The following is a 20,500-nucleotide window of genomic DNA, read 5'->3' as shown; positions in this document are numbered from 1 at the left end:
CTCCTCGGACATGCGCGGTGCGTTCAGATGCCGTGCAGCACGATGTGGCGGCCGCGCCGCTGCCAACGGCCCGACATCGCGCCGCTGCTTTCGGCTTCGAAGCTGCCTTCGCCCTCCATCTCGAAGCTGCCTTCAGCTTCGGCCTCGCCCTCGGCCTCGGCGATCAGTTCGGCTTCATTGGCGGCGAAGCTCGGCACGTGGGCGCGCGCGGCGGCCAGCAGCGCATCGCGCACCGCCGCGTCGGGATGGGTGCCGGACGCCGCGCCGCTCGCCTGCTGCGCCGCGCTCGCCGCCATGCGCACAAAACGCCGTGCGATCTCGAACTCGGCTTCCTCGCTTTCGAGCTCGCCGAACTCCAGTTCGAGCGCCTTGCTGACCGCGCTGCCGAGCGCCGTGCCGATCGCGGTGCCGACACCGGGGATCGGGATGAACGAGCCGAGCGCGCCACCGACCAGCGGCAGCGCCTTTTTCGCCAGCCCCTTGAGTGCGCCGCCCAGCGGCTTCAGCACCTTGCTGCCGACGAAGGAGCCGACCTTCTTGAGGCCGCGGCCGATGCCTTTGAACAGCTTGCCGAGGAACTGCTCCCATTCGGCTTCGCTGGACACGCTAAGCAATTCCATCGCGAGTTCGACCTCCTCGGATTCGCTCAGCGGCGCTGACGACGAGGGGCGGGCGCCGAAGCGCTCGATGGGGAATGTGCGGTCGCGCTGCGACTGGCACTTCTCGCAGGGGCAGGAGAGCTTGTGCATGGTGGGCTCCTTGGGATTCGAGAGGGGGACAGGTGGGAACAGGCCGGGGCCGGCGTCCGGGCGCGTCTCAGCGCCAGGCCTCGCCGCCCAGTTCCTGTTCGAGTTCGCGGGCCTTGACGTTCGCGAGCTGCCCGCCTTGCGAGCGGCGCCCGAAGCGATCGATGACCGCCGCCTCGACCCGGCCCAGCTGGGCCGGTGTCGCGCCGCGCATCGGCGTCAGCTTGACGCTGAAGCGCCCCACACCGATCTTCAGGTGCGCCAGGCACCACAGGTGCTGCTGCAGCCTTCGCCGCAGGTGGTTGGCGCGGCCGACATAGAGCCGCTGGCCGTTCTTGTAGATCGTGTAGATGCCCGGCCCGGCGGAACGCGGGTCGGCGATCGCGGCGGCCAGGCCCAGGAGGCCCGGCACGACCTCGCCTTCGGGCTCGCCGCGCCAGAGTTCGTTGCCGCTTTCGTCCTCGTACTCGTCGCCGCGCTCGTATTCGCCCTGGCCCTCGTCCTCATAGGCCAGTTCGTCTTCGTGCTCGGCGAACTCGAATTCGAGTTCCGGGGCAGGGCGCGCCGCGCCGCCCGCGCGGCCCCACGTGCGCCAGGCATCGGGGATGGGATGGCCCGTGCCGACCTTGAAGCCGGCCCCGCCGTCGCTCAGGCCCAGGTTGTCGACCGCCCACTGGCCCACGTGATACCAGACGTCCGGGCCCGGGTCGTTCTCGCGCATGTTGCTCGATTGCCGGTGCGCGAGCACGACCCGCAGGCCCATGGTGCGTTTCAGGTGGCGCACCAGGCAGCGCCCGGCTTCCAGCTGCGCCGGCGTGACCCGGTCGCGGCCGTAGGTCTCGCCCTTCCACCAGCGGCCCTTCACGTTCGGGAAGTTGCCCGCGAATTCGACCGCCACGCTCTTGCTGTTGAAGCCGTGCGAGGCCCAGATCAACGCCGAGACCGGATGCAACTGCAGGATCTGACCCTCGGGCAGGATCGCGAAGTGCGCCTTGATGCGCAGATAGCTGCGCATCGGATCGCGGCGCCGGAAGCAGCAGGCCATCTGGTGCAGCACCAGCGCGTAGACGCTCTTCGGATCGCGCGTGCCCTTGCGCACGCTGCGGTCCGATTGCGCGGTGAGGTCGATGATCTTGCAATCGCGCAGCGCCTCGCCCGCACGGCCGATTACCTGGCCGATGCCGCTTCCGATGCCCTTTCCGATGCGTCCGATCGCGTCGATGAACCCGCTGCCCGTTTCGTGGAACTCGAACTCTTCGGCGGCCGGGGCTCCGGCATCGCCGCCGGCGTCCGGCGCTGCGTCGGCGGGTGCATCCGAAGGTGCGTCCGGCGCTGCGGCCGCGTCGTCTGCAGGCGCCGCGCCGGGCGCAGCCTGCGGCGCCGGGGCGCTTCCGCGGCCGAGGCATTCCTGCACGCAGCGCAACGTGTCGGCGCCCGGGGCGGCGTACGGGCCACCGAAGGGTTCGGCAACGAAGGGCGGCGGATAGCCGCCGCCGATGGGTGGCCACGGCACCGGTGGGCGCGGGCGGCGCGGCGGCGGCTTCCAGGCCTGCGCCGGGCGCTGCGGCCGCGCGGGCCGGCGGGTCGCGGCGCGGGCGGGGCGGCTGCGCGCCACCGGCGCCCGGCCGCGGCCGATTTCCTGCGCAAAACTTTCGTCGAGGATCTCGAACGCCTCCTGGGAGGGTCCGGTCGCGAGCATGCCTGTGAAAGGCTGCTCGGCAAAGATGGCTGGGTGATGCATGGCGCCTCCTCAGTGAATGGCGAGCGCGGCTGGGACGCAGGGCGATGCGCCACCGCCGCGGGCGAGCAGCTGCGCCACGCGATCGATCTGCGCCATGCTGTGCCGCGCGGTGACGACGAAACTCAGGCGCGGCGCCAGGCCCTGGCAGCCGCTTGTCAGCAGGGCGCGCACGCCGCCCGCGCGCAGGCGGCGCAGCAGTTGCGGTGCGAGCTCCGGTCCGTGGCGCGACACGAAGGACTGCACCGGAAACGGCAGCCGGCCGACCGGTGCGAGGCCGGCGCGCACGAGCGTCTCGCGCAAGCGCAGCACCAGGCGCAGCAGCCGGGCGCGCCAGGCCTCGCCTCGGCGTGCGTTGGCGTCCAGCGCGCGGCGCGCGGCCTGCACGGCCGCGGCCGACGGCGGGCTGCAATGCAGGCGCGTTTCGCTCTCGCGCCGGAAGCGCGCGATCAGGGCCTCGCTGCCCGAGAGGGCGGCCAGCGGCGCGCCGAAACCCTTGGCGAGCGAGGCGCCGACCGCAATGTGCGCGCCCGCAAGACCCTGCCAGCACAGCGAGCCGCCGCCGCCGTGGCCGTAGGGGCAGGTGGTCGACGGCGCGGCACCGAAGACGCCCAGCGCCTGCGTGTCGTCGATGACCAGCGAGCCGCCGCGTTGGGCCGCGATGCGCGCATAGGCGTGCAGCGGGGCCGGCCGGTCGCAGCCCGGGCAGAAGCCGTCGCACACGACCACCGGCCGCAGCCCGGCGCGTGCCACCTCGTGCGCCAGCTGGTCGAGCGCGGCGGCATCGTGGTGGGCGAAGCGGTGCACCACGGCGCCGGCCGCGGCTGCACCCTCGGCCGCCCAGTGCAGGATCGGATAGGCGCCCGCATCGAGCAGCAGCGCCGAGCGCGCATCCCGTGCCAGGAGCCGCAGCAGGTCCCAGAACAGGTGCAGCGTCGAGGGCAGCAGCGTCGTCGCGGGCAGGCCCTGCAGGTGCGCCAGGGCGGTGGCGGCCGCGTCGGCGCCCGCGGGCTCCCGCAGCGCCGCCGGCAGCCCGAGCGTGAGCGACTCCCAGGCCGGCAGCGTCGCGCTGGCATGCCGCAGGCCGAGGTACAGCGCACTGGTGAAGTCGGCCATGGCCGCATCTCCACGCGCGCTAGGCGGCGCGCTGCTGCGTCGCGAGGCGGCGCTGCAGCAGCACCGAAGGCAAGGTCGCATCGACCTTCGCGTCCGGCAATTCGAGCGTCAGGTCAACCCCGGTGACGGAGCGGTACGCATGGCTGTAGCCCTGGATCTGCGGGCGGAAGAAGCGCGCCCAGTTGAAGGCCTGCAGCGGATCCTGCACATCGCTCCAGTGGCCCCAGCGGATCGACAGCAGCACCTGTTCGCCGAAGATCGCGAGGTTGCGGAAATGCAGCACGCTGGTGTCGGTCCAGCCCTGCACCTTCTTCATCGCGTCGACCCGGTCCATCCACGGCTCGGGGTAGGCGGTCATGATGCGCGTGGGCAGGAACTCGCGGAACTCCGGCCGCGCCAGTATCCACTGCTCCATCATCATCTCGATGCGTGCGGTGGAGGGCAGGTCGCCGAACTGGTTGTGCGCGCCCTGCGAGAGGATCAGGTGCACTTCCTTGAGCGCATTGAGCACCGGGAAGGCGTCGGCCTTGACGGTGGTGTCGTCGTCCTGCTTGTAGAAGGTGGTGCACTGGCGCAGCAGGTTGTGGAAGGCTTCGAGGAAGCGGGAGCGGCTGTCGGCCGCCTGCATGCGCTGCACCGCCTTGCCCTCGAGCCGGAGGCCGTAGTGGTGGTCGTACTCGTAGTTGCGGCGCACGATGCTCAGGCGGTGCTGCTCGTCCTGCACGAAGCCCCACAGCACGTTGTTCAGCGGGCGCAGCGGATCGATCTCGAGGTTGGCCAGCGGATCGCGCTCGTGCGAGCGCACGTTCTGGAAGCGTCGCGTGATGCTGTTCATCGTCTGCACCAGCATCCCCTCCTCGTGCCAATACGACCAGATCAGCTCCAGCAGGCAGGGGTTGGCCAGCTTGTCCTGCAGGATGCCGGTGCACTGGCCGACGCGGTCGGGATCGACGTCGATCGGATTCAGCTTGATCGCGATGTCCGGCAGCTTGGAGCGGATGACAGCGAGGTAGGGCAGGGTCTTGTCGCCCGCTTCGCCGCCGAGGATCTGCACCAGGTAGTCCTCGGTGAACACGTCCTCGATGCGGCCGATGGGCCCCGGCAGGTCGCGCCGCTGCAGGTAGGCGAGATCGCGCTCCTCGTCGAAGGGCCGGCGCGGCGCCAGCACGCCGCAGTTCACCATCACGAAGGCTTCGGTCGCCGCCTTGACGGCGCGGTAGGCGTCGGAGTCGGTGAAGGGCAGCAGCCGCCGGAAGCGCAGCTGATCGCGCAGGATGCGTTTCTGGCCGAAGCGCTCCTGCTCGAAATCGGGCAGGTCCGACAGGTCGTTGTCGCCGCAGAACAGCATGTTCATGAAGCGCAGGTAGTTGTTGAACGACATCTGCTCGGTGCTGTTCAGGATGCCCTGCCAGAACGACAGGTCGGCCGTCGACACGGTGGCGGTGCGCTGGAGTGCGACGCCCAGGTTGCCCGAGACCGGCTGCGGCGTGCGCTCGCCGGCATCGATCGTGGTCACGCCCGAGATGCGCGCATCGCCCCCCTGCGCCGGTGCGCCGGGCGAGCCCGCGATGTAGGGCGCGGCCACCCCGAAACGCAGCTCGTGCAGGCCGGCCGAGGGGATGGTCAGGTGCGACACCAGCGGGTTGTTGGGGTCGATGCGCGCGCGCGCCGGGTGCTGCACCGGCAGTACGCGCGTGGCCGAGTCGGTGTAGTCGATGCGGATCTCGATCACGTCGCCCTCGCGCCCCAGGCCGAAGCCGAGGCTGTTGGGCGAGCAGTCGTCGCGCAGCAGCGTGATCGTCGCCGTGACGTGCAGGCCGAGCTCGATGCAGGCTTCGTGCGTGCAGTCGGACTCCACCTCGACATACACCGGGTCGGGCAGGGCCTGGTTGTGGCACAGCACGAAGTAGGAGCCCGGCGGCTGCTTCGGGAACCGGCCCTGGCCGTCGCGGCCCGAGACCTGGGTGGCGACGTAGAGTTCGCGCCCGGTGGACGGGGGCGGCGCCCCGGGGCGCTTCTTGCCCGGAGTGCCGGGCGTGCCCGGGCTGCCCGGGTCCTCGAGAAGCTGCCTGTAGAGGCTGCAGGTCGCGCCGGAGACCGGCCGGCCGTCGTCGTGAACGCTGAAGCGCACGCCACCCGGGCGCAGATCGCCGGCGGCAGGGGAATTGGTAGCCATGTGAGTCTCCTTAAACAACCGTCAGGCCGAGTTCGTGCCGTGAGCGCACGGCAAACATCCTTGCGGCGCCCGCGGTGGCGCCGGCGCAGGTCGTGGTACCCCCGAGCGCGCTGCGCAACGCCCAGTGCGTCAGCAGCTTCGCGAACAGGTGGCTTTCTTCTTCGGGGGTGAGCTGCCCGTTGGCGCGCGCCTGGCCGAGCACCGCGAACACCAGCGTGGGCGACGCGCGGTAGAGCTCCGCCGGTGCGCCGCGCCAGGTTTCGAACAATGCGGCGAGCCGCGCCGGCTGGCGATCGGCCACGCCGAGCGCTTCCTTCAATGAGCGGCCGCGCAGGGTGCGCGGGCGGTGATCGACGAGCAGGCCGACGAAGCCCGGCATCGCCGCCAGCAACTCGGCGAACAGCCGGCGGGGCTGCGCATCCAGGCCTTCGAGCGGGTAGTACGCGTTCCAGAGCGCGGCGAGCCGCTCCCACTGCGGGTGCGGATACATCGCCTGGCCCATCGCGCACGAGAGCCGGACGCGAATCCACGGCACCGGATGGGGGTCATCCAGGTTCAGCCGGAACATGAAGGCCCGCGGCAGGCTCACCACCCCCATCAGCCCGAGCGTGGCCGAGATGCCGAGCCGGGCGCAGGACCAGAAGTCGCTCAGGATCTCGCCGATCCAGCGCTCGAACAGCCGCCATGCGATGCCGCCGCTGCGTTGCATGCCCTGCAACAGCGGCCGCAGCGAGTTGGCGAGGTCGAGCAGGGCCGAGGCCTGGTGGCCGACCTCGTGGATCAGCGAGGAGGCGATGCCGCTGCCGACCATGCGCTCGCGCGGCACGCGAATCACCGACACCGGGTTCTCGCCGCCGCCGGGCAGCCGCGTGCGCGCGCGCCGGATCGCGGCGCCGACGCCGCGGTCGAGATAGCACACCAGCGGCGGCACCTCGTAGTAGCCGGGCAGGGCGAGCGCGTCCGCGGCCACCACGTCGAGCCCGCACAGCCAGACGCCGGTGTCGTGTTCGCTGCGCTGGGAGATGACGTCGTTGAACATGTCGAACTGCGTCAGCACCGCGTTGAACTTGAGCCGCAGGATCGTGAAGCGCCGTTGCGCATCGGCCGCCGTCGCATGCTGCGACGGGGCGCCGCGCAGCCACGCCAGGAAGCCCAGCACCATCGCGCGCATCTCGCGCCGGCCTGCCACCAGATAGCGCTCGGTCGCGGCCTGTGCGCCGGGCTGCAGCGCGGCGGCCGGCAGCATCGGTTCCAGCAGCGCGAAGGGCTTGACCCGGGCCAGGCGCGTGAGCAGGGCGCGCGCCTCCTGCGCGAGCATCCATGCGGCGAAGGGGCTGATGGCCATGGAAGTCACACTCCGTAGAGCACGATCTTGTTGCCGCGCCGCATCCAGCGGCCGGTGCGGCCTGCGCCCATTCCTCCGCCGGGCATCGCGCCCGGCCCGCCGCGGCCTGCCGCACCGAGCAGCCCGGGCGCCAGACGCTGCGCGGCGGAGATGGCGGCGCTCTGTGCCACGGCGCGCGGATCGGAGGACGACGGCGCGGCGGCGGCCTGCTTGACCGTGTCCGCGGCCAGCCGCACGAACTGCTTGGCGCCTTCGAACTCGCGGTCCTCCTGTTCGAGCGTCTCGGCCTCGAGGCCCAGTGCGCTGCCGGCCGCCGATGCCAGGCCGCTGCCGATCTTGGCGCCCAGTGGACCCCCGAGGTAGCCGCCGAGTGCGCCGCCGGCCAGCGGCAGCGCCTTCTTGGCCACGCCCTTGAGCACGCCGCCCACTGCCTGGCCGATCGGCGAGCGCACGGCCGAGCCGACCGCGCGCGCGGCGCGACCGAGCAGGTTGCCGAGGAAGCGGTCGAGCTCGGCTTCGTTCGTCACTTCGAGCAGCTCGCTGGCGAGCTCGGTCTCCTCGGCTTCGTTCAGCACGGTCTCGCCGTACGTCTCCCCATAGCTTTCGCCGTAGCTCTCGCCCGACCATTCCTGCTGGCCGAACTCGTACTGCCCGGTTTCGAAGCTGGACAGCTCGGGGCTGTATTCCATCTGGGTGCGATCGATGTCATGCATAGCGGTCTCCTTGGATGAGGGGAAAGGCGCAAAGGCCTCGACAGTGGTCCCTGCGGATCAGGGGTTCGGCACGATCACGCCCGCGCCCGCGCCCGCGCCGGCGCGCGCCAGCCCGGCGCGTAGCGGCGGGCTGCGCGCGTGACGGCCCATTGCGCGACAGCGGCAGGCGTGAAGTTGGATGGGGCCGCCGATGCCTGGCGTGCAGCCTCCTTCGCGAGCTGGACGAAGCGCCGGGCCGCCTCGAACTCCTGGTCCTCCGGGCTGAGGCCTTCCAGTTCGATGCCGAAGAACCGGCCCATGCGCGTCGAAGCCGAGCTGGCATCGAGGCTGGTGGGTGCGTTCACGGCAGGCATCGCCCGCCGGGCTGCGGACTGCAGCAGCGCGACGAGCTCGGTCGCGACAGCGTCGTCGATCGCGCCGCCGGCCGTTGCGCGGACCAGGCGGCCGAGCGTCGCGCCGAAGCCCGGTCTGCCCGCGGCGTTGAGCAACTCGGCGGCCTGCCCCGTGGTCTCGGTGTCGAAGACCACTGCCTTGCGGCTCGCGCGGCTCGGCGCGAGCGCTGTGCCTTTCGTGTCCTCGAAGATGTCGAAGTCGGGGCTGTAGCCCAGCAGCATCCGGTTCATGGTCGGCCTTTCTGGCGGAACTGGACGCCTATTCGCATAGGCCGTGCCACGCCAAGATCGCTGATCGACCGGGGTTTCGGGGGAGGGGAAGCGAAAACAGCTTCGCCCGGGCTCACGATGGGCGCGGCAACGCGAACTTCGCTTCGCCGCAGCTATTCGCAGCTATTTCTGGAGGCGTCGATAGGCACTGAAGTGCCGAATGGCCTCCTGCTTGTGGCCGAGATGGTCATGCAACCTGGCGGCATTGAAATGTGCGTCGCCAAGGGAGGGGTCGAGCTGCAGGCAGCGCTCGTAGGATTGGAGCGCGTCGGTCAACTGCCCCAGATCTTCCAGCGCCACGGCGCGATTGAAATGCAGCAGCGCCTCACGCGGGCAGTGGGCGAGGGCTTCGTCGTAGAGAGCCACGGCTTCGGCATGCCGTTCGGATTCGCACAGCATCGCGCCGAGGTTCAGATAGGCATCCGCATGGTTGCGAGCGAAGGCCAACGCCTTTCGGTAGGCGAGCTCGGCGGCTTCGCAGTCTCTGGTTTCGAGGTCTTCTCCTTGTGCAAACAGCTCGTCTGCAAGAGCTTGCCCCAAGCTCGGATCTTCGCTGCGCAGGTGTTCCACGAAGGCCACTGAACCGCGCGCTGCGGCGATCTCGAAGTCCATGAGCAGTTGGCCTGATTCGGCCTCCCATTGGCTGTCGCGCTCATGGACCGCAATCGTGTTTCCCACCGCGGTGATTCGCAGTCCGGTCAGCGGCAACTCCGCAGGAAGCGTCGCCTTCAGTCGCTGCAGCGCGCGCACGATCTTGCGAGTCGGGATGTCGGCCGCCTGCAGCTGATGGGCGGTCCTCAGAAGCACGACATCGCGAAAGGAAAAACGGTACTCGTTGCGCGGTCCGCGCGAGGGACTCACGAAGCCGTTCGCTATCAGCCCTGCAATCGCACTTCGGGAGAGACCCAACATCTCCTGAATGCTGCGCAGGGTGTGCGGTGCCTCCGACGGATCGTTGCTCACTTCCTCAATCGCGCGCTTGCCGGGGAGGCTGGAGCGGCGGTCTTGGGCGCTCGCTTCACGCCCTTGCGTTCGTTCGATGCCAGTGCCGTGACTGCCTCTGCGGCCGGCACGCGACTCGGGCGCTTCGTGCCGCCGGCGCCGCCCCGTGCCAGGCTGGCGCGCAGCATCTCGGTCAGGTCGATGATCTGGCCGCTCACAGCCGGCTCATGATGCTCCGCGGCGACGATTTGCTTCCCGGCGATCTTCGCGTCGATGGCTGCCAGGATTCGCTTCTTCTCTTCGTCCTCGAACTGCGTCGGGTCGTAGCTTTCCTCGGATATCTGGTCGATGAGCTGGAGCGCCAGCTTCACCTCCGCATCGGAAGGCGTGATCTCCTCGATCTCGAGGTCCTTCATCGACCGCACCTCTTCGGCGTAGAGCAGTTGCTGCAGCACCAGGCCGTCCTCTGCCGCGCGGACCTGGACGATGTACTGCTTTCCCTTCCAGGCCCACTTCGCGAGCGCGCAGCGGCCGCTCTTGCGCATCGCGGCGCGCAAGAGGGTGTACGGCTTGGCGCCGCGCTTGTCGGGTGCGATGAAGTACGCCTTGTCGTAATGGAGGGGGTCGACCGCCATTTCCGGGATGAAGGCAACGATGTCGATCGTGTGGGTCGCGCTTTCTTCCACGGCCTTCAACTCGTCAGGGGTGAACAGGACGTAGCGGTCCTTTTCGAACTCGTACCCCTTGACCATTTCCGAACGGGGAACGACGGTGGTCTGATCCTTCTCCGAAACATATTGCTGCTTGAGGCGAGAGCCGTCCTTGGCCAGCAAGTTGAACTTGACCGTTGCGGCGCTTTCGGTCGCGGAATACAACTTGACCGGGATGGAGACCAATCCGAAGCTGAGAGACAAGGATGCGATGGAACGAGCGGGCATGCCGACCTCCGTTGGACGTGCGGCCGGCACCTCCTGGCCTGAGGATGCCACTTTCCTGAGTCCTCGAACAGAGCGAAGGGGAGGCGCCGCCGCGGTCGGTGGTGGTGGTCACGCGAAATATGGTGCCGAAGGAGCTCGACAGGCGTTGCCGAGCGCAGAGGGCCTTGGTGCTGCTCGCATCTCAGCCGCTTGGGAGTTTCAAAACGACCTATTTCCGGCAGCTTTGCTTGCAAGGCGTAAGAAATAGAGTGCGCAAATTCCAACCCGTCCGCTCACCTTGGAGCCGAGGGGCACGTGCCGAGCAACGTAACGCAGGTTCGCTTCCGGCGCGCCTCGTGCATTCCGTGCTATGGCACAGTTCGGCCAGATGCTGTCGGTCGCTGGTGTATCAGAATTCGCCAAAACCGGACCCTCGCATCCGTCTTTCGCAGCGCACACTTTGGCAGTTCTCTGGGTTGTGCGGGCCTGGCCTGTCACCGTGGCAAAGGGTTGCGCACCTCGCCTTGCGGCGTGAGGCGTGCGAGAGACATCGACTTTTTCAGTGCCATTTGCGCAATTGGCTAGACCCTCAGTCGCCCAGCCCTGGACGGTTAAGATCTCCTGGGAGAGCGGTAGAGGCAGACAATCGCTCTGTGGAGAACGATAAACGGCAACGCCCTTGCGTGACGGGCCCGCGCGAGCAATAATCGCTCCCATGGGAACGCTTAGGTCGAATAACAGTTCTGATAAGACCGATAAGCCAAGAGGTTCTGCCTCCGCTTCTCCGATTCCGCTTCCGGTGGAGCGCGCCCTCATGAAGCTGGGAAACGACATCTGCCTGGCTCGCCGGCGCCGGCGCATGTCCCAAGAATCGCTGGCTGTGCGCATCGGCGCATCGCTTTCGACGGTGCGCCGCATGGAGAAGGGCAGTGTCAACACCCCCTTGGTCTTTCTGGCCAGGACGCTGCACGTGTTCAGCGAACTCCCGCGGCTTGAGAACCTCTTGGACACGGCCAAGGACGACATCGGTCTCACACTCATGGACGAGGAGTTGCCGCAGCGCATCCGCACGCCCAAGAAGCCAACAAGCGGGGCGCTGTGATGGCCACCCCGGACATTCGCGAGACGGTCGAAGTCTGCCTCGGCCAGGCGGGCATCCCCATCGGCTCGCTGACCTATACCCGCCAGGGTCGGCGGGAGAACTCAGCCTTTGCTTATAGTCAGGGGTGGCTTGCTAGTTCCGACCGCTTCAAGGTGTCCTCTGACCTTGAGCTGACTACCGGCTACCAGTTTCGCAAGGCACCAACTAAGGACGATTCGCCGTTCTTCTGCGCCCTTGCCGATACCGTGCCGGACACCTGGGGCCGTCGGGTCAACCTGCGCGACCATGCCAAGCGCCGCCAAAGGGGCGAAAAGCTGCGCGACCTGAACGAACTGGACTTGCTGCTAGCCGTGGACGACTTCAGCCGCATTGGCGCGTTGCGCCTGCGCGATGGTGCAGGCACGTACCACCGCACGGTCGAGGCCGGTAAGCGCGCCACGCCCCCCTTCGTGGACCTGGGCAAGCTCTACTCGGCCAGTCGCGCCGTGGAGACTGGCAAGGAAACAGCGCAGGACCTGCGCTATCTGCGCGGCAACGGAACTTCCCTGGGCGGCATGCGGCCCAAGGCAACCGTCATCGACCAGAGCGGCCTCCTGGCCATCGGCAAGTTTCCGAGCATCAACGACGACCGAAGCATCACCCGTGGGGAGGTGCTGGCGCTGCGCCTGGCGGCCCTTGCCGGCATCGACGTGGCGCACGCACGCATCGAGCCCATCGAAGGTGTCCCGGTTGCGCTTATTCAGCGATTCGACCGCACTGCCGACAGCGGGCGCATCCCGTACATGTCGGCCGCGTCGATGCTACAGGCCTCGCGCCAGGACGAGCACTCGTACACCGAGATTGTTGATGCCATGCGCGCGTATTCCGGGGACCCGGTCGCGGACGCACAGCAGCTGTGGCGCCGCATAGTCTTCAACCATCTCATCACCAACGTCGACGACCACCTACAGAATCATGGTTTTCTGCATGTCGGCAGCGGCTTCTGGCGACTTGCGCCGGCGTTTGACGTCAATCCGTTCCCAGACAAGGAGCGCGAGTCGAAGACTTGGCTCTCCGAGGCTGATGGGCCCATCGTGTCCATTGAACAGCTCGTGGACAGGAGCGACTACTTCAACCTGAACTTGAAGCAGGCCCATGCGGCGCTGGCGGACGTCTACAGCGCAGTGATTCGCTGGCGAGAGGTTGCGGTGAGTGCAGACGTTGGGCTGACCGCAGCGGAACTCGAGGACTTCGCGCCGGCGTTCGAGCATCAGGCGCTTGAGGAAGCCCGTCTGGTGCTGCGCTAAGCACTGCGTGCGAGGGCGGTTCACTCTTTCCGCCAGGTGCAGCACAGTGGTTGAGGCTAAGTTCTTCCAAACACGTGAATGACCGCGGTCGGCCAAAACCGGAAGTTCCCCATGGTTCTCTGTTTTCGCTAAAGGGCGACGCTGTACCTCAAGCAATGACCCTTGCACGCAACCGCTCAATGCCTAACACCGTTAGCCACTACTAGCAGCCCAGGGGGGAATCTGTTTGACGAGTGGCGCCCACACGTTGTGGCCGAAGCTGATCATTTCGTCGAGGATGGTGTCGTCCGCAAGGAGAGCTGGCGCACGGCATCAGCACCATCGTCCGCACGCAGCTCGGCGGCCAGTCCTGGCTCACCGGCGGCGCCGACCCGCAGCGCGATGGGCATCGTGGCGGCGACGGCATGGTGGCTTGAGGGCCTGTGCTGACCATGCCCTGAGGGCATGGCCGGTGGTCCATTTGTAATGGCCGCGCGCGCGGCGGCGCCTCTAGACTGGGCGCCGTCCCACTTCCAACGCGCACTCCATCGCCATGCCCGTCGCCATCTCCCGCTTCCCGCTCCGTCGCAGCGTCGCCGTGCTGGCGGCGCTACTGCCCCTGGCCTTCGGCGTGTCGGCGCGCGCCGTCGACGAACCTGTCGCGCTCGATCTAATCATCGAAGGCGGCACCATCTTCACCGGCGACGACGCGCCGCCGCAGGTGGGCGACGTCGGCATTGCCGGCGACCGCATTGTCTTCGTCGGCCGGGCTGCGCCGCATCGCTTCGTGGCCAAGCGGCGCATCGATGCGCGCGGCCAGGTGGTGGCGCCGGGCTTCATCGATCCGCACACCCATGCCGACCGCGACCTGTTCCATGCCGACGCGCGCCGCTGGCTCAACGTGCCCTTCCTCACCCAGGGCGTGACCACCGCGGTGATCGGCAGCGACGGCTTCGGCGGCGCCGACATCGCGGCGCAGGCGCAGCGGCTGAGGGACAACGGCGCCGGCACCAACACCGCGATCTACGTCGGCTTCGGGCCGGTGCGCGCCGGCCAGCTCGGCGAGGCCAACCGCGCGCCGACGTCCGAGCAGCTGGACGCCATGCGCGCCCAGGTCTCGCGCGCGATGTGCGAAGGCGCGCTCGGCCTGTCAACCGGGCTCTTCTATGCACCGCAGAGTTTCGCGCGCACCGAGGAGGTGATCGAGCTGGCCAAGGTCGCGGCGCGCCACGGCGGCCTGTACGACAGCCACATCCGCGACGAGTCCATGTACAACATCGGCCTCAAGGGCTCGATCGACGAGGTGATCCGCATCGGGCACGAAGCTAGGCTGCCGGTGCACGTAGCCCACATCAAGGCGCTGGGCGTGGCAGTGCATGGCCAGAGCGGCGACATCATCCGCCGCATCGAGGCCGAACAGAAGCGCGGCCTGGCGATAACCGCCGACCAGTACCCGTGGACCGCATCGAGCACCCGCTTCTCGGCCGCGCTGGTGCCCGGCTGGGCGGTGGACGGCGGCCGCGCCGCGATGCTCAAGCGATTCGACGACGCCTCGCTGCAGGAGCGTCTGCGCAAGGACATGCGCGAGAACCTACGCCTGCGCGGCGGGCCGGAGGCGATCCTGTTCTCGGCCGGCCCGAACACCAAATACATCGGCCGCACGCTGGCCGAGGTGGCGCAGGGCGGCGATCCGGTGGACGCCGCCATCGCGGTGCTGCGCGAGGCCGACCTGGCGATCGCCTCCTTCAACCAGACCGACGACGACGTGCGCAACTTCATGAAGCGGCCGTGGGTGATGACCTCCTCCGATTCGTCGGAAGGCCATCCGCGCGCCTACGGCACGTTCGCGCGCAAGTACGACCAGTATGTGGTGAAGGAAAAGGTGATCTCGCTCGGCCGCTTCGTGCGCGCCAGCACTGGCCAAGTGGCCGACACCCTGGGACTGACCAAGCGCGGCTACCTGCGCAGCGGCTACCACGCCGACGTGGTGGTGTTCGATCCGGCGCGCTACGCGGCGCGCGCCACCTATGCGCAGCCTACGCTGCTGTCGCAGGGCGTGACGACGGTGCTGGTGAACGGCGAGCTGGCGGTGGACGGCGGCGAAGTCACCGGGCGCGCCGCCGGCCGGCCACTGCTGCGCACGCCGCGCGAGGGAAGCTGCCCGGCCTGAAGCCGGCGGCTGGTCAAACGCCAGATTGGCTACGGCGACGAATTTCTACCGGAGGTTGCCGAAACAAGCGATGTAGAACACTTGGTCATGCTCTCAATCCGCGGACTGGTCGACGCGTTCAGTCGTGGCATTGCGGCGACGTTGCAGGAAATCAAGGGTGACGATGAACGTCGGAAGCTGTTCGCGGATCGGCTGGAGAAGATGGTGCACGAACTGCCGTATAACGACTGACGTTCTATCCTCAAGATGAGGGGCCCCCCAGCCACAAGCGCAGCTGGCGAACGTCCGCTTTGGAGCGAGGCCACTGTCCGCTAGGGGCCCATAGCCGCCCTTGAGCGGACGCAAAGGATGCCCTGAAGCGGTCGGCCGATTGTGCAGTTTCTCTGCGCGGGGGAGGGAAGCTAGTGAGCCATTCGGGCTCGGGCGCTGAGGGATCTGCCGATCCACGTTTGGCACTCTATTTGTCGTCTCAATCGGGCATCAGGGCTGAGTTTGGAACTCCATTTCGCGTTCTTACACTCTATTTGCTCGCACCAGGTGGTCCGACTGCCTGTCAGCCTGCTGCAAGCACGGCCTTCATAATTATGAATTCAGTTTCTACGACAAGTCAAAGCCAGAACTGGAGACAACGCCCATGAGCCGCTATGCAGAGTTCTATCGCCAGTCGATCGATGCGCCGGAGGCCTTCTGGGCCGAACAGGCCAAGCTCATCGACTGGAAAACGCCGCCGCAGCAGATCCTCGATGCCTCTAACGCGCCCTTCGCGCGCTGGTTCGCGGGCGGCACGACCAATCTCTGCCACAACGCGGTCGATCGCCACCTCGCCACCCGCGGCGATCAGCCCGCGCTGATCGCCGTTTCCACCGAGACCGGCACCGAAAAAAGCTACAGCTTCAAGGAACTGCATGCCGAGGTGCAGCGTTTTGCGGCGAGCCTGATGGAGCTCGGCGTCGGCAAGGGCGACCGCGTGCTGATCTACATGCCGATGATTCCCGAGGCCGCCTTCGCGATGCTGGCCTGCGCGCGCTTGGGCGCGATCCACTGCGTGGTGTTCGGCGGCTTCGCCAGCGGCTCGCTGGCCTCGCGCATCGAGGATGCGACGCCGAAAGTCGTCGTCAGCGCCGACGCCGGGTCGCGCGGCGGCAAGGTGCTTGCGTACAAGCCGCTGCTCGACGAGGCGATCCGGCAGTCCTCGCACAAGCCCGAGTCGGTGCTGCTGGTCGATCGCGGCCTGGCGCCGCTGGCCCTGACCGAAGGGCGTGACCATCTGGCGGCCGCGCTGGTCGAGAAGCACCGCGATGCGCAGGTGCCCTGCACCTGGCTGGACGCGACCGACATCAGCTACACCATCTACACCAGCGGCACCACCGGCCGGCCCAAAGGGGTGCAGCGCGACACCGGGGGCTATGCCGTGGCCCTGGCCGCCAGCATGAAGCACATCTTCGACGGCCGGCCCGGCGAAACCTATTTCTCGACCAGCGACATCGGCTGGGTGGTGGGCCACAGCTACATCGTCTACGGCCCGCTGATCGCGGGGATGGCGACCCTCATGTACGAGGGCCTGCCCACGCAGGGCCTCGACCGGCAACCCGACGGCGGCATCTGGTGGCGGCTGGTGGAGAAATACAAGGTGACCGTGATGTTCAGCGCGCCGACCGCGGTGCGCGTGCTCAAGAAGCAGGACCCGGCGCTCTTGAAGAAGTACGACCTCTCGAGCCTGCGCGCGCTGTTCCTGGCCGGCGAGCCGCTCGACGAGCCCACGGCGCGCTGGATCAGCGAGGGCCTGGGCGTGCCGATCATCGACAACTACTGGCAGACCGAGTCGGGCTGGCCCATCCTCACGGTGGCCAACGGGGTTGAGCAGACGCGAAGCAAGTTCGGCAGCCCCGGCGTTCCGATGTACGGCTACAAGGTGAAGATCCTTCATGAGGCGACCGGCGAGGAACTGAGCGGCGCCAACGAGAAGGGCGTGGTGGTGATCGAGGGGCCGACGCCGCCGGGCTTCATGCAGACCGTGTGGAAGGACGACGAGCGCTTCGTCAACACCTACTGGAAGAGCGTGCCGGGCAAGCTGGTGTATTCCACCTTCGACTGGGGCATCCGCGACGAGGACGGCTACTTCTACATCCTCGGCCGTACCGACGACGTGATCAATGTCGCCGGCCATCGGCTCGGCACGCGCGAGATCGAGGAAGCGATCTCGGGCCATGCGAAGGTCGCCGAAGTCGCGGTCGTCGGCGTAGCCGATGCGCTCAAGGGGCAGGTGGCGATGGCCTTCGTGGTGCCGAAGGATGGTGCAGCGCTCGGCGACGACCAGGCAGCCCTTCTCCTCGAAGGGGAAATCATGAAGCAGGTGGCCGACCAGCTCGGCGCGCTGGCGCGTCCCGCGCGCGTGCGCTTCGTGAGCGCTCTGCCCAAGACGCGCAGCGGCAAGCTGCTGCGCCGCGCGATCCAGGCCGTGTGCGAACAGCGCGACCCGGGCGACCTGACCACGATAGAAGACCCCGGCGCCCTCCAGCAGATCAGGCAATCGCTATCCCCTTGAGGGCTTGCGAAGGCGCTTTCCGCCGTCGCGTAGTTGCCATGGCACAATGCCAGGGTACTCAGGCCCTTCCCCAGCCACAGTCGCATCCGCCATCCGGTTCAGCCGTGTCGCGGAAGGTTTCTTAAACCAGCTAATGCTTCCTACAGGGAAGCGAAGGTCAGCGGAATATGAGCGATTCATCGTCGACGCCCGGCGCGTCCGTCTATCACGCCTACCAAGGCAACACCTACCTCTTCGGCGGCAACGCGCCCTATGTCGAGGAGATGTACGAAAACTACCTCAGCAATCCCGGCAGCGTGCCCGACAACTGGCGCTCGTACTTCGATGCGCTGCAGCACGTGCCCGCCACCGACGGCAGCACCACCCGCGACGTGCCGCACCAGCCGGTCATCAATGCCTTCGCCGAGCGCGCCAAGCAGGGCACCACGAGGGTGGTGCAGGCCAGCGGCGCCGATTCGGAGTTGGGCCGCCAGCGCACCGCCGTCCAGCAGCTGATCGCGGCCTACCGCAACGTCGGCGTCCGCTGGGCCGACCTTGACCCGTTGAAGCGCGCGGAGCGCCCGTCGATTCCGGAACTCGAGCCTTCGTTCTACGGTTTCACCGATGCCGATCTCGAAACGGTGTTCAACACGAGCAACACCTTCTTCGGCAAGGACACGATGTCCTTGCGCGACCTGCTCAACGCGCTGCGCGAGACCTACTGCGGCACGATGGGCGTCGAGTACATGTACACCACCGACCAGAACCACAAGCGCTGGTGGCAGCAGAGGCTCGAGAGCGCGCGGACCAATCCGAAGCTCAGCACCGAGCAGAAGAAGCGCATCCTCGAACGCCTGACGGCGGCCGAAGGCCTGGAGCGCTTCCTCCACACCAAGTACGTCGGCCAGAAGCGCTTCTCGCTCGAAGGCGGGGAGAGCTTCATTGTTTCGATGGACGAGCTGATCAGCCAGGCCGGCGTCAAGGGCGTGCAGGAGATCGTGATCGGCATGGCCCACCGCGGCCGTCTCAACGTGCTGGTCAACTCGCTCGGCAAGATGCCGGCCGACCTGTTCGCCGAGTTCGACCACACGGCGCCTGAAGACCTGCCCAGCGGCGACGTCAAGTACCACCAGGGCTTCAGCTCCGACGTTTCGACGCCCGGCGGTCCGGTGCACCTGAGCCTGGCCTTCAACCCCTCGCACCTCGAGATCGTGAACCCCGTGGTCGAAGGCTCCGTGCGCGCGCGCATGGACCGCCGCGCCGACCCGCTCGGCAAGCAGGTGCTGCCGGTGATCGTGCACGGCGACGCCGCTTTCTCAGGGCAGGGCGTCGTGATGGAAACGCTGGCGCTGGCCGAAACGCGCGGCTATTCCACCGGCGGCACGGTCCATATCGTGATCAACAACCAGATCGGATTCACCACCAGCGACCCGCGCGACAGCCGCTCGACGCTGTACTGCACCGACATCGTCAAGATGGTCGAGGCGCCCGTGCTGCACGTGAACGGCGACGACCCCGAAGCGGTGGTGCTCGCGACCCAGCTCGCCCTCGAATTCCGCATGGAGTTCCAGAAGGACGTGGTGGTCGACATCATCTGTTTCCGCAAGCTCGGCCACAACGAGCAGGACACGCCCTCGCTCACCCAGCCGCTGATGTACAAGAAGATCGCGGCGCACCCGGGCACGCGCAAGCTCTATGCCGAGAGACTCGCCGCCCAGGGCCTGGGCGATGCGCTCGGCGACGACATGGTGAAGGCGCAGCGCGCAGCCTTCGACGCCGGCAAGAACACCACCAATCCGGTGCTGACCAACTTCAAGAGCAAGTACGCGGTCGACTGGAGCCCCTTCCTCAACAAGAAGTGGACCGACGCCGGTGACACCGCCATTCCCACCGCGGAATGGAAGCGCCTGGCCGAGCGCATCACCAGGGCGCCGGAAAAGTTCACCGTGCATCCGCTGGTCAAGAAGGTGCTCGACGACCGTGCGGCCATGGGCCGCGGCGACGTCAACGTCGACTGGGGCATGGGCGAGCACATGGCTTTCGCCTCGCTGGTGGCCAGCGGCTATCCGGTGCGCCTTTCGGGCGAGGACAGCGGCCGCGGCACCTTCACGCACCGGCACGCCGTGCTGCACGACCAGAACCGCGAGAAGTTCGACGAGGGCACCTACGTGCCGCTTTCGAACGTGGCCGACAACCAGGCGCCCTTCGTCGTCATCGACTCCATCCTTTCCGAAGAGGCGGTGCTCGCCTTCGAATACGGCTACGCGTCGAACGATCCGAACACGCTGGTGATCTGGGAAGCGCAGTTCGGTGACTTCGTCAACGGCGCGCAGGTCGTGATCGACCAGTTCATTGCCTCGGGCGAAGTGAAGTGGGGCCGCGTCAACGGCATCACGCTGATGCTGCCGCACGGCTACGAAGGGCAGGGCCCCGAGCACAGCTCGGCGCGCCTCGAGCGCTTCATGCAGCTGTCGGCCGACGCCAACATGCAGGTCGTGCAGCCCACCACCGCGAGCCAGATCTTCCACGTGCTGCGCCGGCAGATGGTGCGCAACCTGCGCAAGCCCTTGGTCATCATGACGCCCAAGTCGCTGCTGCGGAACAAGGACGCGACCTCGCCGCTGTCCGAGTTCACCAAGGGCAGCTTCCAGACCGTCATTCCCGACAACAAGGACCTGAAGGCCGAGAAGGTCAAGCGCCTCATCGCCTGCTCCGGCAAGGTCTACTACGACCTGGCGAAGAAGCGCGAGGAAAAGGGCGCCGACGACGTGGCGATCATCCGCGTCGAGCAGCTCTATCCGTTCCCGCACAAGGCCTTCGCCGCGGAACTCAGGAAGTACCCGAACCTCGTCGACGTGGTGTGGTGCCAGGACGAGCCGCAGAACCAGGGCGCCTGGTTCTTCGTGCAGCACTACATCCACGAGAACATGCTGGAAGGCCAGAAGCTCGGCTACTCGGGCCGCGCCGCCTCGGCATCGCCCGCGGTCGGCTATTCGCACCTGCACCAGGAACAGCAGAAGGCGCTGGTCGACGGCGCATTTGCCAAGCTCAAGGGCTTCGTGCTGACCAAGTAAGAAGAACCAC

15 protein-coding genes are annotated in these 20,500 nt (G+C 67.6%); 6 read left to right on the top strand and 9 right to left on the bottom strand.

Annotated elements, in window-relative coordinates; genetic code table 11:
• Positions 1-23: 23 nt before the first annotated feature.
• From ACSQ86_RS17550 to ACSQ86_RS17510, 9 genes are all read right to left on the bottom strand, one after another.
• Positions 24-749, bottom strand: coding sequence for a hypothetical protein (locus ACSQ86_RS17550; RefSeq protein WP_436309316.1), 726 nt, complete (start codon positions 747-749; stop codon positions 24-26).
• Positions 750-816: 67 nt separating this feature from the next.
• Positions 817-2,487, bottom strand: a complete 1,671-nt coding sequence (locus tag ACSQ86_RS17545) for an N-acetylmuramoyl-L-alanine amidase (protein ID WP_436309315.1) — start codon at positions 2,485-2,487, stop codon at positions 817-819.
• A 9-nt stretch (positions 2,488-2,496) separates the two neighbouring features.
• Complete coding sequence (locus ACSQ86_RS17540) at positions 2,497-3,600, bottom strand: hypothetical protein (RefSeq protein WP_436309314.1); 1,104 nt, start codon at positions 3,598-3,600, stop codon at positions 2,497-2,499.
• A 19-nt stretch (positions 3,601-3,619) separates the two neighbouring features.
• Entirely contained in the window at positions 3,620-5,776 is a 2,157-nt protein-coding gene (locus ACSQ86_RS17535) for a hypothetical protein (RefSeq protein ID WP_436309313.1), read from the bottom strand.
• Positions 5,777-5,786: 10 nt separating this feature from the next.
• Positions 5,787-7,121, bottom strand: coding sequence for a hypothetical protein (locus ACSQ86_RS17530; protein WP_436309312.1), 1,335 nt, complete (start codon positions 7,119-7,121; stop codon positions 5,787-5,789).
• A 5-nt stretch (positions 7,122-7,126) separates the two neighbouring features.
• The gene (locus ACSQ86_RS17525) at positions 7,127-7,834 is read right to left on the bottom strand and encodes a hypothetical protein (protein ID WP_436309311.1); all 708 of its coding nucleotides are present in this window, start codon (positions 7,832-7,834) and stop codon (positions 7,127-7,129) included.
• Between the two features lie 74 nt (positions 7,835-7,908).
• Positions 7,909-8,457, bottom strand: a complete 549-nt coding sequence (locus tag ACSQ86_RS17520; RefSeq protein WP_436309310.1) for a hypothetical protein — start codon at positions 8,455-8,457, stop codon at positions 7,909-7,911.
• A 162-nt stretch (positions 8,458-8,619) separates the two neighbouring features.
• Entirely contained in the window at positions 8,620-9,459 is an 840-nt protein-coding gene (locus ACSQ86_RS17515; protein WP_436309309.1) for a tetratricopeptide repeat protein, read from the bottom strand.
• A complete protein-coding gene (locus ACSQ86_RS17510) occupies positions 9,456-10,376 on the bottom strand; it encodes a Ku protein (protein ID WP_436304507.1) in 921 nt (306 codons plus the stop codon). Before ACSQ86_RS17510 ends, ACSQ86_RS17515 begins: the two co-directional genes overlap by 4 nt.
• Positions 10,377-11,169: 793 nt before the next feature.
• Here ACSQ86_RS17510 and ACSQ86_RS17505 point away from each other — a divergent pair.
• From ACSQ86_RS17505 to ACSQ86_RS17480, 6 genes are all read left to right on the top strand, one after another.
• Positions 11,170-11,457, top strand: a complete 288-nt coding sequence (locus tag ACSQ86_RS17505; protein WP_436309308.1) for a helix-turn-helix transcriptional regulator — start codon at positions 11,170-11,172, stop codon at positions 11,455-11,457.
• Complete coding sequence (locus ACSQ86_RS17500; protein WP_436304505.1) at positions 11,457-12,743, top strand: type II toxin-antitoxin system HipA family toxin; 1,287 nt, start codon at positions 11,457-11,459, stop codon at positions 12,741-12,743. The genes ACSQ86_RS17505 and ACSQ86_RS17500 overlap by 1 nt, the downstream gene beginning before the upstream one ends.
• Before the next feature lie 532 nt (positions 12,744-13,275).
• Positions 13,276-14,892, top strand: a complete 1,617-nt coding sequence (locus ACSQ86_RS17495; RefSeq protein WP_309960355.1) for an N-acyl-D-amino-acid deacylase family protein — start codon at positions 13,276-13,278, stop codon at positions 14,890-14,892.
• 87 nt (positions 14,893-14,979) lie between these two features.
• Entirely contained in the window at positions 14,980-15,123 is a 144-nt protein-coding gene (locus tag ACSQ86_RS17490; RefSeq protein ID WP_309960357.1) for a hypothetical protein, read from the top strand.
• Positions 15,124-15,526: 403 nt separating this feature from the next.
• Positions 15,527-17,437 (top strand): propionate--CoA ligase, encoded by a 1,911-nt coding sequence (locus ACSQ86_RS17485; RefSeq protein WP_436304497.1) that lies wholly within the window; start codon positions 15,527-15,529, stop codon positions 17,435-17,437.
• Between the two features lie 167 nt (positions 17,438-17,604).
• Complete coding sequence (locus ACSQ86_RS17480) at positions 17,605-20,490, top strand: 2-oxoglutarate dehydrogenase E1 component (protein ID WP_436304496.1); 2,886 nt, start codon at positions 17,605-17,607, stop codon at positions 20,488-20,490.
• Positions 20,491-20,500: the final 10 nt, after the last annotated feature.

The sequence above is a fragment of the Variovorax sp. LjRoot130 genome, assembly GCF_964253755.1.
Classification (GTDB): domain Bacteria; phylum Pseudomonadota; class Gammaproteobacteria; order Burkholderiales; family Burkholderiaceae_C; genus Variovorax.
The sequence above is the reverse complement of the archived record's forward strand: the minus strand, read 5'-3'. Positions and strand labels throughout refer to the sequence as shown.